Annotated in this window: 10 protein-coding genes; 4 read left to right on the plus strand and 6 right to left on the minus strand. The window is 56.2% G+C overall.

All coding sequences use genetic code 11. The features are described 5' to 3' along the window. Position 1 precedes the first annotated feature (1 nt). From lsrD to lsrA, 3 genes are read right to left on the minus strand one after another with little or no spacing between them, the layout of a single operon-like run. On the minus strand, positions 2–979 hold the full coding sequence (gene lsrD, locus IP582_RS21795; RefSeq protein WP_193794438.1) for an autoinducer 2 ABC transporter permease LsrD: 978 nt from the start codon (positions 977–979) through the stop codon (positions 2–4). Further along, positions 980–2014: an autoinducer 2 ABC transporter permease LsrC gene (gene lsrC / locus IP582_RS21800; protein ID WP_193794439.1), complete on the minus strand. Its 1035-nt coding sequence runs from the start codon at positions 2012–2014 to the stop codon at positions 980–982. It lies immediately after the preceding gene. Beyond that, complete coding sequence (gene lsrA / locus IP582_RS21805) at positions 2011–3501, minus strand: autoinducer 2 ABC transporter ATP-binding protein LsrA (RefSeq protein ID WP_193794440.1); 1491 nt, start codon at positions 3499–3501, stop codon at positions 2011–2013. Before lsrA ends, lsrC begins: the two co-directional genes overlap by 4 nt. A 216-nt stretch (positions 3502–3717) precedes the next feature. Here lsrA and lsrR point away from each other — a divergent pair, with 216 nt between their 5' ends. Next, positions 3718–4689: a transcriptional regulator LsrR gene (gene lsrR, locus IP582_RS21810; RefSeq protein WP_039078174.1), complete on the plus strand. Its 972-nt coding sequence runs from the start codon at positions 3718–3720 to the stop codon at positions 4687–4689. A gap of 43 nt (positions 4690–4732) precedes the next feature. Beyond that, a complete protein-coding gene (lsrK, locus tag IP582_RS21815; protein WP_193794441.1) occupies positions 4733–6325 on the plus strand; it encodes an autoinducer-2 kinase in 1593 nt (530 codons plus the stop codon). Between the two features lie 192 nt (positions 6326–6517). Here lsrK and IP582_RS21820 read toward each other — a convergent pair whose 3' ends face one another. After that, positions 6518–6742, minus strand: a complete 225-nt coding sequence (locus IP582_RS21820; RefSeq protein WP_193794442.1) for a hypothetical protein — start codon at positions 6740–6742, stop codon at positions 6518–6520. 246 nt (positions 6743–6988) lie between these two features. Between IP582_RS21820 and IP582_RS21825 the strand changes: the two genes are divergently transcribed. After that, positions 6989–9010: an NADPH-dependent 2,4-dienoyl-CoA reductase gene (locus IP582_RS21825; RefSeq protein WP_193794443.1), complete on the plus strand. Its 2022-nt coding sequence runs from the start codon at positions 6989–6991 to the stop codon at positions 9008–9010. A 114-nt stretch (positions 9011–9124) separates the two neighbouring features. Here IP582_RS21825 and rlmG read toward each other — a convergent pair whose 3' ends face one another. Further along, positions 9125–10255 carry a 23S rRNA (guanine(1835)-N(2))-methyltransferase RlmG gene (gene rlmG, locus IP582_RS21830; protein ID WP_193794444.1) on the minus strand — a complete coding sequence of 377 codons (1131 nt, stop codon included), beginning with the start codon at positions 10253–10255 and terminating at the stop codon, positions 9125–9127. A 69-nt stretch (positions 10256–10324) separates the two neighbouring features. Between rlmG and IP582_RS21835 the strand changes: the two genes are divergently transcribed. Further along, a complete protein-coding gene (locus IP582_RS21835; RefSeq protein ID WP_039077543.1) occupies positions 10325–10822 on the plus strand; it encodes a M48 family metallopeptidase in 498 nt (165 codons plus the stop codon). A gap of 446 nt (positions 10823–11268) precedes the next feature. On the opposite strand, the gene IP582_RS21840 is transcribed toward IP582_RS21835, so the two are convergent. Further along, a complete protein-coding gene (locus IP582_RS21840; protein ID WP_039077542.1) occupies positions 11269–12453 on the minus strand; it encodes a PLP-dependent aminotransferase family protein in 1185 nt (394 codons plus the stop codon). Between the last annotated feature and the right edge of the window lie 207 nt (positions 12454–12660).

The raw sequence follows: 12660 nt of genomic DNA on the forward strand, positions 1-12660 counted from the left end.
ATTAACGCGAGAGAACCCGATGCCAGGTCATACGCACCCATTCCCGGTGCAGACTCAGCGAACGTCCCATCACCACCACCACCAACAGCGCCCCTGACAACGCGCTCGACACCTGGTTGGGGATGCCGACCATCTGTAACCCCTGCTGTAAATACCCCACCAGCAACGCTGCCAGCGCAGTACCCAGCACCGAACCTGAACCGCCATAGATATTGGCCCCGCCCAACACTGCGGCGGTAAGTGCAGGCATCAGCAAATCGCGCCCCAGATCGGAACGCGCTGAACCGAAATAAGAGACCAGCACCACGGCGGCAATGGCCGATGCCACCCCGACCAGCCCGTAAAGTGCGTAAGGCATACCGTTCACCGACAGCGCCGCATAGCGCGCCGCACGCAGGTTCTGCCCGAGTAAAAAGAGGTGACGGCCAAAACGCGCCCGGTGCGTGATCAGCCAGAAAAACAGCGTGATCATCGCAAACAGCACCAGCGGTACGGGCAGGCCCAGCAAAGTGAGATTGGCAAAGGCGGTAAAGCTATCCGGGAAACCGCTGATACCTTCATAACCCGTCGCACCCGCCATGCCGGAGAGCAACAGCGCGCCACCGCCATAGAGATAAAGCGTGCCGAGGGTGATAACCAACGGACTGATGCCGGTGTAGTGAATCAACGCCGCGTTGACCAGCCCGCACAGCAGCCCAAGCGCCAGCGTCAGCACTATGGCCACGCTCATCGGCCAGCCCGCCTGCATCATCACTCCCAGCGCGATGGCGCACAGGCCAATGGTCGAGCCAAGCGAGATATCGATACCGCCGCTGATGATCACCAGCGTCAACGGCAGCGCCACAATACCAATGCAGATAAAGTCGCTGGTGCTGAACAGCAGCATATTGACGTCCAGCATGCGCGGGTTCAGCGCGCCAAAAAGCAGGATCTCCAGCACCAGTAACAGCAGCAGCGCAAATTCCCAGTTGAGCTTCATTTACGCCACCTCTTTGTTTTTACGTTTGGGAAAAGGAGCCACGTTTTTGCTCCCCTTATTGCCGGGCATAAAGCGGCTGTATTTCAGTTGCCGTTGATGGCGGGCCAGCGCCTGGCGTAAACGTCCGTCCAGCACCAGCACGCCGAGCAACACCAGACCCGCGATAAAGTCATTCCACCAGGCCGGGAGCTTAAAGAGCACCAGCACGGTGTCGATTTGGGTGAGGAAAAAGGCACCGAGAAACGCGCCGACAAGCGTTCCCGTCCCGCCGAGCAACGAGATACCGCCGAGCACGCAGGCGGCGATGGCTTTCATCTCCAGCCCGCTGCCGGTCTGATTCGGTACAAAGCCAATCTGCGAGGCAAAGACAATCCCGGCGCAGGCCGCCAGCACGCCATTCAGGGTGAAGGCCAGCATCCGCGTGCGGTTCACACCGACACCGAGCTGGCGGGCGGCGGCGAGATTATCCCCCACTGCATAAAAGTCGCGGCCAAACGCCGTGCGCGCCAGAACCCAGGTCCCTGCGCCGAGCATCAGCAGCACCAGCCAGCCCAGAGGGGAAACCCCGGTCGCCCCCGCCACAGAGAGTGATTTCAGACTGACAGGCAGCCCTTCAATCCACTTACCGCCTGTCCACAGCAACATTGCCCCGCGATACAGCCCGAGCGTACCCAGCGTTGCCACAATCGCCGGAATTTTCAGTCCCACCACCAGCAGGCCGTTAAAGGCCCCGGCCAGGGCGCCAATCGCCAGGGAGAAAAGCATGGCGACAGGCAGACTGTAGCCACTGTTCAGCGCCACCCCGACGGCAATGGCGCACAGCCCCACCGTTGAGCCCACCGACACATCAATATTGCGGGTCAGCATCACCAGCGTTGCGCCGAGCGCCAGCAACATCAGGATCTGGCTACTGGCGAAAATCATGCCCACGGTTTGCAGGCTGAAAAAGGAAGGGTTCAGCGCCACCAGCACCACAAACAGCGCCAGGATAGCCAGAAACGCGCTGAGCTCACGGTTTTTCAGTAATGTTTTCATGGCTGTCCCCCGCCGAAAGCCAGTGTCATCATGCGATCCACACTCACCGCATGGCGTGGCAGTTCCCCGCTCAGTCGGCCCTGATGCATAACCAGCACCCGGTCAGCCAGCCCTGGAAACTCATCCAGATCGCTTGAAATCATCAGCACCGCCACGTTTTGCGCCGCCACGCTTTTGATCAATTGATAGATATCCGCCCGCGCCGCCACGTCCACTCCGCGCGTCGGTTCATCGACAATCAGCAACAGTGGGTTGGCCTCCATGCAGCGCGCCAGCAACACCTTTTGCTGGTTCCCGCCGGAGAGGGTGCGGACAATTTGATCCGCATGATTCAGCTTGATCCCCAACGCCCGGTGATAGCGCTCCACCACCGCCGCTTCACGTTTGCGCTGCTGCCAGAGAGAGGGTTCATTCAGAGCAACCGTGTTCCAGCGTACCGGGGCATCAAGAAACAACCCCGACACCTGGCGGTCTTCCGGCAGATAAACCAGCCCGCGCGCCAGGCGTGCGCGGGTGGAATCGCCACTGATCTCACGGTTCTCCAGCCAGATACGCCCTGCGCGCACCGGGCGCAGGCCATACAGGGTTTCAGCAAACTCGGTACGCCCGGATCCCACCAGCCCTGCCAGACCAACGATCTCCCCGGCGTGGATCTCAAGGCTGAGATCGATAAACCCCTCCCCCGTCAGATCATCCACCCGCAGCACCGGGAAATCCTGCGGCTGGGTACGGCGATTGCCCGGCAGCGCCAGCCACAGTTTTTGGGTATCGCTTAAGCTTTTCTCGCGGCTCGCGGGCGTCATGGCAGTAATCAGGGCGTTGTCGTCGAGGCTGGCGATTTCACCGCTCAGCACCACTGCCCCGTCGCGCATCACCGACACATGGCTTGCCAGCGCACGGATTTCCGGCAATTTATGAGAGATAAAAACAATCCCAACACCCAGTTCTTGCAGGGCGCGGATCTGGCGGAAAAGCCGGTCAGTTTCGCCGGGCGTAAGAGAGGCGGTGGGTTCGTCGAGGATCAGGATCTTCGCGTCACGCATCAGGCCGCGTAAGATCTCAACCATTTGCTGATCGGCTACTTCCAGCGTACTGGCGGCCGCCTGCAGGTTAAGCTGGCAGTTAAGCTGCTGCAGTTTCTCTGTGAGCAGCGTGTCATGTTGTGCGCTGCGCGGCAGGCGAAACAGGATATTTTCCCGCACGCTCAGGTTGGGAAACAGCATCGGTTCCTGCGGGACCAGATAGATACCAAGCTGATGCGCCTGATTCGGCTTAAGGCGCGCAAACGCCTTGCCGCAAACGAAAAGTTCACCGCTGTCTGGCGTTTCCACCCCGGCGATAATTTTCATTAGCGTCGATTTTCCCGCGCCGTTACCGCCCATCAGCGCATGGACCTGGCCTGAATACAGCGTGAAATCAATGCCTTTCAGGACCGTGACGCCTGACAATTGCTTATTGATGCCTCGCGCTTCAATCAGTGGATTCATTGCAGCCCCGCTATTGAACAAATGATTTTTTATTTCAATAATGTTCAAAAGCGTAGACGGTGAACTATATTTACAACCGTGCAGTGATCACACTTTTATGTATTTGGATCTCTCTATTCCAACAGCGACATCAAAAGATCTGTTTTGCCAGGCGGCTCACATTTTCACCGCAGGCAAGCACGAACATATGATCTAAATTTTTATAAGAGTTCAGATATGAGCGAAAAAAGAACATTAGAAGAAGGACGCTTTGCAGGTCTGGCGCTGGCAGAAGAAGAGCTGGTGGCCCGTGTGGCCTGGTGTTACTACCACGACGGCCTGACACAAAACGATATCGGCGAACGGCTGGGTTTACCGCGCCTCAAGATTTCGCGCCTGCTGGAGAAGGGGCGGCAGTCCGGGGTGATCCGCGTACAGATTAACTCCCGCTATGAAGGGTGTCTGGCGCTGGAAACCGAGCTGCAACGCCAGTTTGGCTTACGCCTGACCCGCGTGCTGCCAGCCCTGAATACCCCGCCCATGAGCGTGCGACTCGGAATTGGCGCCGCACAGTCATTAATGGGAGTGCTGGAGCCAGGTCAGCTTCTGGCGGTGGGATTTGGCGAAACCACCATGAGTTGTCTGCAGCATCTGAGCGGGTTTATCAGTTCGCAGCAAATTCGCCTGGTGACGCTCTCCGGCGGGGTCGGCCCCTACATGACCGGGATTGGCCAACTGGATGCCGCCTGTAGCGTCAGCATGATCCCCGCGCCATTGCGCGTATCGTCACCGGAGGTGGCAGAGATCCTGAAACGGGAATCGAGCGTGCGGGATGTGATCCTCGCCGCCACCGCCGCCGATGTTGCCGTGGTGGGTATTGGATCAGTGAATCAGAAGCGCGATGCCACGATCCTGCGCTCGGGCTATATCAGCGAAGGTGAACAACTGATGTATGCGCGCAAAGGGGCCGTCGGCGACATCCTGGGCTTCTTTTTGCAGGCTGATGGCGAACGGGTCGAAGGGCTAGAGATTCATCGGGAATTACTCGGCGTCACCCTGGATGAGCTGGCGCAATTGCCGACCATCATCGGTGCCGCCGGGGGCGTGGAAAAGGCAGACGCGATTTATGCCGCACTCAAAGGCCGCCGTATCAATGGCCTGGTGACGGAAGAAACAACAGCACGCGCGGTCCTGGCGTTGGCGCAATAACGCGCCGCCTGCCGCGCTGCGCTGATAACAGCGAGGCAAGCCCATGAGTTACCTTTTAGCGTTAGATGCAGGGACCGGCAGCATTCGTGCAGTGATCTTCGATTTAACCGGGAGACAGGTTGCCGTCGGCCAGGCGGAATGGAAACACCTGAGCGTGGAAAATGTGCCGGGCTCAATGGAGTTCGATCTCGCCACCAACTGGCAACTGACCTGCCAGTGCGTTCGCCAGGCGCTGGCGAACGCGGGTCTTTCCGGTGCGGATATCAAGTCCATCGCCTGCTGTTCCATGCGCGAAGGCATTGTGCTGTATGACCAGTACGGTGATGCCATCTGGGCCTGCGCTAACGTCGACGCGCGCGCCAGCCGGGAAGTGGCCGAACTCAAAGAGATCCACAACGATCGCTTTGAATCCGAAGTCTATGAGGTCTCCGGGCAGACGCTGGCCCTGAGCGCAATGCCCCGCCTGCTCTGGCTGGCGCACCATCGCCCGGATATCTATCGCAACGCGGTCACGATCACCATGATCAGCGACTGGCTGGCGGCGCGCCTTTCAGGCTGGCTGGCGGTCGATCCTTCCAACGCGGGCACCACCGGCATGCTCGATCTGTTTACCCGTGACTGGCGGCCTTCCCTGCTGGATATGGCCGGACTGCGCGCCGATATTCTTTCGCCGGTAAAAGAGACCGGCAGCGTGCTGGGCGAAGTGACCAGAGAGGCGGCACAGGAGAGCGGTCTGCGCGAAGGCACGCCGGTAATCATGGGCGGAGGCGATGTCCAACTGGGTTGTCTGGGTCTGGGGGTGGTACGCCCCGGACAGACGGCCGTGCTGGGGGGGACATTCTGGCAACAGGTGGTCAACTTGCCGCAGGTGCGGACCGACCCGGAGATGAATATTCGCGTGAACCCGCATGTGATCCCTGGCATGGCGCAGGCGGAGTCGATCAGTTTCTTTACCGGCTTAACCATGCGCTGGTTCCGTGATGCCTTCTGCGCGGAAGAAAAATTGATTGCCGAGCGCATGGGAATGGACACCTATAGCCTGCTGGAAGAGATGGCTGCTCGCGTTCCGGCGGGCTCCCACGGCGTGATGCCGATCTTCTCCGATGCGATGCATTTCAAGCAGTGGTACCACGCGGCCCCGTCGTTTATTAACCTCTCCATCGACCCGGAAAAATGCAATAAAGCGACGCTGTTCCGCGCGCTGGAAGAGAATGCCGCCATCGTCTCAGCCTGTAACCTGGCACAGATTTCCCGCTTTTCCGGCGTGAAGTTCGACAGCCTGGTGTTTGCGGGCGGCGGTTCAAAAGGGGCGCTGTGGAGCCAGATTTTAAGCGACGTCACTGGCCTGCCTGTACGCGTGCCGGAAGTCAAAGAGGCCACCGCGCTGGGCTGCGCCATTGCCGCAGGCGTCGGGGCGGGTCTGTATGACAATATGGCGGCAACCGGTGAACGACTGGTGAAATGGAGCCGGGAGTTCACGCCGAACCCGCAGCATCGCGAGTTATATGACGAGATGATGCAGAAGTGGCAGGCGGTGTATGCCGATCAGCTCGGTCTGGTGGATAGCGGGCTGACAACGTCAATGTGGCAGGCACCGGGCCTGGTACGCGCATCATCACCCCGTCTTTCTGTCTGAGGGCCCAGGCCGCAACCCCTGATGCGCTGCGCTTATCCGCGCTACGGCGAGGCAGAAACGCTCGATCGGTCCCCTCTCCCCGTGGGCTGAGGAATCCCCACAAAAATACGAGCACGATCGGTCCCCTCTCCTCTTTGGGGAGAGGGTCAGGGTGAGGGGGAAAATGCGGCTCTGATGGTCATTCCGTTCACCTTATGTTCCTTGCTTTTCTGTCGCGACAGAACCCGTGAACGTGCCAGGGTGGCTCACCGCCACCACCCTGGCGACCCGGGCTCCCGGCCAGGAAAATCGCCGCTGGCGCGGTCCATGATGCTTATGCCGGCTGACTTTCGGGTCGGGGACCAGCCTGCGTCCTTGCAGGCTGGCCCCTCCGCCCGCTTCCCTGCGGGCGGCCCCGGTCAGCCGCCAACGCCTCATCGATTTTCAGCCGGACCCTGTCATCGCTGTCACGGTTTTATTCTTATTAAGCAACGTTATCGCTGTAAGACTTAAGACTACTGGGGATTCCTCACCCCTGTGGGAGAGGGTCAGGGTGAGGGCATCAGGCCGCGCCAATCTTTGAATCCCATCACAATCAACGCATTCCCCTTTTCCCTTTTCTCCGCCAAACGCTAAATTACAACTCATCCGACCACATAACAAAAAATTAACACTGGAAGCGATATGAGCCATTACCCGTCGTTATTTGCCCCACTGGATTTGGGTTTTACTACGTTAAAGAACCGCGTATTAATGGGGTCAATGCACACCGGTCTGGAAGAGCGTCCTGACGGCGCGGCCCGGCTGGCGGCCTTCTATGCCGAACGAGCACGCCATGGGGTGGCGCTGATTGTCACCGGCGGTGTGGCACCGGGGCTTTCGGGCGTAACAATGCAGGGTGGTGCGGTACTTAACGATGAACATCAGCTTCCGCATCATCGCCTGATAACCGATGCCGTACATCAGGAAGGCGGCAAAATCGCCCTGCAAATTTTGCATACCGGGCGTTACAGCTTTCAGCCAAACCTGGTGGCGCCGTCCGCCATTCAGGCGCCGATTAACCGTTTTACCCCGCACGCTCTGAGTCATGACGAAATCCTGGCGCTGATTGACGACTTTGCCCGCTGTGCACATCTGGCACAGCAGGCCGGTTATGACGGCGTGGAAGTGATGGGCTCAGAGGGCTATTTGATTAACGAGTTTCTCGCAGCACGCACCAATCAGCGGGAAGACGAATGGGGCGGCGATTATGCCCGGCGAATGCGCTTTGCCGTGGAAGTGGTCAGGGCGGTGCGTGAACGGGTAGGCCGTGATTTTATTGTTATCTACCGCCTGTCGATGCTCGACCTGGTGGAAGGCGGAGGCGTCTTTGAGGAAACCGTCCAACTGGCGAAAGCCATTGAAGCGGCGGGCGCGACCATCATCAACACCGGTATCGGCTGGCACGAAGCCCGTATCCCGACCATTGCCACCCCGGTGCCGCGCGCGGCATTCAGTTGGGTTACCCGCAAGCTGAAAGGCAAAGTGGGCATCCCGCTGGTCACCACCAACCGTATTAACGATCCGCAGGTGGCAGACGATATTCTCTCTCGCGGCGATGCCGATATGGTGTCGATGGCGCGCCCGTTCCTTGCCGATGCCGGGATCCTTTCCAAAGCGCAAAGCGGTCGCGCTGATGAGATCAACACCTGCATCGGCTGCAACCAGGCCTGCCTCGATCAGATCTTCGTGGGCAAAGTGACCTCTTGCCTGGTCAACCCGCGCGCCTGCCACGAAACCAAAATGCCGCTCACACCAGCCACCCGCCAGAAAACGCTGGCCGTGATTGGCGCAGGTCCCGCCGGTCTGGCCTTTGCCGTCAACGCCGCTGCCCGTGGGCATAGCGTGACGCTATTTGATGCGTCTGCCGAAATTGGCGGTCAGTTCAATATCGCCAAACAGATCCCCGGCAAAGAGGAGTTCTACGAAACCCTGCGCTACTACCGCAAAATGATCGACATCACCGGCGTGACGTTACGCCTCAATCAGTTTGTGCAGCCCACCATGCTGGAAGCCTTTGACGAGGTGATCCTCGCCAGCGGTATTGTGCCGCGCATGCCGGAGATCGAGGGGATCACCCATCCTAAGGTGCTGAGTTACCTTGACGTTTTGCGCGATAAAGTGCCGGTCGGCGAGAAGGTGGCGATTATCGGCTGCGGGGGAATTGGTTTTGATACCGCGATGTATCTTAGCCAGCCGGGTGAACCCACCAGCCAGAATATCGCAGAATTTTGTGTGGAGTGGGGCATCGATACCAGCCTCAACCATGTGGGCGGTTTGCGCCCGGAAGGCCCACAGTTGCCGAAAAGTCCGCGTAAGATCGTGATGCTCCAGCGTAAAGCCAGCAAACCGGGTGAAGGTCTGGGGAAAACCACCGGCTGGATCCACCGTACCACCCTGCTGTCGCGCGGGGTGAAAATGATCCCGGCGGTCAGTTATCAGAAGATCGACGACGAGGGGCTGCATGTCTTGATCGGCGGCGAACCGCAGTTGCTGGCGGTAGACAATGTGATCCTGTGTGCAGGCCAGGAGCCGCGCCGCGAGCTGGCAGAGCCGTTACAGGCAGCGGGAAAAACGGTACATTTGATTGGCGGCTGCGATGTGGCAATGGAGCTTGATGCCCGCCGGGCGATAGCCCAGGGCACGACATTAGCGCTGACGATTTGATGTGTTATGACGACCCGGATGGCGGCGCAAGCGCCTTATCCGGGCCAGAGGTTGTTTTCCGGTATTCGGGCGCGTTTCTGTAGCCCCGGTAAGCGCAGCGCCGCCGGGGGAAAATCAGCGCTGTCTGCGCAATTTCACCGCTTTTAGCACCACAAACTTACCGTTAGACGCCACGTTGCTGCAGTTACTAAAAATCTTCTTAAGCTTACGGAAGTAATCTAGATGACGGTTGCCCACCACAATTAATTCACCGCCATATTTCAGGCTGCGGCGAGCATCGTGGAACATCTGCCAGGCAATATGATCGGTGATGGCGCTTTGCTGATGGAACGGCGGATTGCACAGCACCACATCAAAACGGTCCGGTTCAATACCCGACAGCCCGTTATTGACCATAAACTCGCTACGCTCCAGCGCGTCCGGCATGTTACGTTCCACATTCAGGCGGCTGGAGGCCACTGCCATATGGGATTCGTCGGTAAAGAGCACACGCGCCTGCGGGTTCTGCGCCAGCAGTTGCAGACCAATCACACCGTTACCACAGCCGAGATCGACCATCTCCCCTTCCACGTTTTCCGGCAAATGCTTGAGGAAAAGACGCGCACCAATGTCCAGCCCGCTGCGTGAAAATACATTCGCATGGTTATGGATGGTCCAGTCCGTTCCCTCTAACTGCCAGTCATAGGTCTGCGGCGCATCGGCCACCGCCGGAGCAGTAAAGATACAGTGGATCAGACGCGCTTTTTTCCACGCCAGCGACGTGGTGGTCGGGCCGAGGTATTTTTCAAACAACGCCATGGTGGAGTTGTGAATATCACGCGCTTTGGCACCGGCGATAACCTGCGTTTGTGGGGTCACGACGCGACGCAGCGCACAAAGCTGTTGCTCCAGCAGCGCAAGCTGTTTGGGTACTTTAATCAGCACGCGCGCAGGGGCAGCCGGCAGTTCGCTCAGGCTATCCAGGAAAGTCACGGCGTCTTCGTCCATCCCGTTCAGGCGCAGGTTATGGCGGGTAGCCTGCTCCGCGATAAACGAATCATTCACGCTGACAGGACGATATGCCGCCAGGGCACAGGCCAACGCGCCGAAGCTATCGTTAAAGATGAGCGTCGTGCCTTCGGTCTCATTTACCTGATTTAGCAGATATTCATCTGCCGCATCCCACGCCTGTAACGACGCTTCTTCGGCATTGGGTGGGAAACGCTCTAATGCAAATGACTGTCCAATTAACTCAACCTGGCCCATCGACCCTCCGGGGTGCTAGAATTCGCGCGTTTTATCGCTTAATTATCCGGAGTTGTAAACCCCTTAAACATGACAACACTCACTTATTTGCAGGGTTACCCCGAATCACTGCTGGCACAGGTACAAACGCTGATCGCGCAAAATCGGCTGAGCGAGGTTTTGCTCAAGCGTTACCCCGATACGCACGACATCACGACCGATAAAGCGCTCTATGTTTATACGCAGGATTTTAAAAATCAGTTTTTGCGTAACGCGCCGCAAATCAACAAAGTCGCTTATGACAGCAAAATCCATGTGCTCAAAAACGCGTTAGGGCTGCATACCGCGGTGTCGCGCGTGCAGGGCGGTAAGCTCAAAGCGAAAGCAGAAATCCGCGTCGCCACCGTTTTTCGCCAGGCACCGGAAGCCTTTCTGCGTATGATCGTGGTGCATGAACTGGCGCACCTGAAAGAGAAAGAGCACAACAAAGCGTTTTATCAATTATGTTGCCATATGGAGCCTCAGTATCATCAACTGGAATTTGATATGCGTTTGTGGCTTTTATGTAAAGACGAAGGATGGCTTTGATATGAAATTAAATAAAACATCAACAACCCCAAAATAATTAAAGTCATTTATTCTGCATTTATTAATATGCGATCCCAGTCACTAATAATGCAACGAGTTAACCTTTATACGATGACATAAAAAAAACCGTAACACTCTGTAAATAATAAATTATTTAAAAAACCCCGTATCACCATCTACCAAAGTGGATTCAGATAAACATCCAGAGCGTTATTTATCTTATTTTTGAATCATATGATTCAAGATTTGAATTTGACGCAGAGGGACAATAAAATCATTATGTAGAAATACTTTTACAGCTTGTTGTAGAAGTATTCTCGAAGCATTTAGATGATTGGTTTTAATACCTGTTCGCACTCGGGCACATTTATGTCAGCGAATAGGGATATAAACCCTTTACTCACCATGTATCCCTGATGGGATACATGGTTTTTTTATGTCTGAACTTATTCAAGAGAGGCTTTGAGGCGGGCGACGGCTTTTCTGAGATTTTCATCCGCCACTGATACATAAGACATACGCAACGTCGATGCATCCGGGTTATCCGCATAGAAGAACTCGCCCGGCACATAGACCACGCCATTCGCCAGCGTCTTTTTCAGCCAGTCGGTGGTGTTCTTCTCGTACTTAAATTTGGCCCACAGGAACATGCCCCCTTGCGGACGGTGAAAGGTCAGATGCTCGCCCAGTTCACGTTCGATCTCTTCGCATAACACCTGACATTTATCTTTATAAGAAGCGCGGATAATCTTTAACTGTTCTGGCAGGCGGCCCGTCTGCAAATAGTGATAGGCCAGCGACTGCGACAGGGAGCTGGTATGCAAATCCGTAGCCTGTTTCAGGGTCACAATCTGCTTTTTAATCCACTCCGGCGCAACAACCCAGCCGACACGCGCACCCGGCGCCAGAATTTTGGAAAACGTCGAGGTGTAAATAACGTTCTCGCTGTTGTCTATCTCTTTTGCCCAGGCAGTTAATGGCTTGAACAGTTTGTCGGTAAAATTAATTTCGCTATAGGGATCATCTTCGATAATGACAAAGTTATAGCGCTTAGAGAGCGCCACCAGCTTTTTGCGGCGCTCATCAGAGAGTGTAACCCCGCCAGGGTTGCCGAAGGTCGGCACAATATAAACGGCTTTGATGGTGGTGGTTTTGACCAGTTCTTCCAGCTCATCAACCTTCATGCCTTCCCCGTCTGTACCAACAGACGCAAGCTGAGCTTCCGCCAGATGGAAAACCTGCAACGCGGCCAGATAGGTGGGTCTTTCCACAACAATGACATCGCCAGGATTAATCAGCACGCGGGCGAGCATATCCAGAGACTGCTGAGAACCGGAGGTAATCACGACTTCATCAGGGTTACAGGTAATCAGACGCTGTTCCAGAAGCTGGCAAATTGCCTCACGCAAATCCGGGCTGCCTTCGCTCAGGCCATATTGAAAAGCATCTTTCCAGGAAACGGATAACACTTTATCCATCGCCATCTGGAGCCCTTCGCGATCAAAGAGATCAGGATTAGGAATGCCCCCGCCAAGAGAGATAACCCCTTCCATTTTGCTGTGTTTTAATAATTCGCGGATGGCAGATGACTGCACATTTTTGACTTTATCGGAGATTCTCTCGTCTGACATTACCTTAACCTTACCCTTTGTTTTGCCGTTCGATCTTATTATGTTGCGATAGTTTTCATGCTAAGCATTTCCGTTATACAGCAATAAAAAGAGGCCGTAAACGGAGCCGCCCGCCCACTCGTTTTATTTATACTATGCCAGTATTTGTGTTTTTTCTGGTTTAATATTCCTCATATGACGCTAAATATTAATTAAATAGACATCTAT

The sequence above is a fragment of the Citrobacter sp. BDA59-3 genome (genome assembly GCF_015167655.1).
In the GTDB taxonomy this organism is placed as follows: Bacteria; Pseudomonadota; Gammaproteobacteria; order Enterobacterales; family Enterobacteriaceae; genus Phytobacter; species Phytobacter diazotrophicus.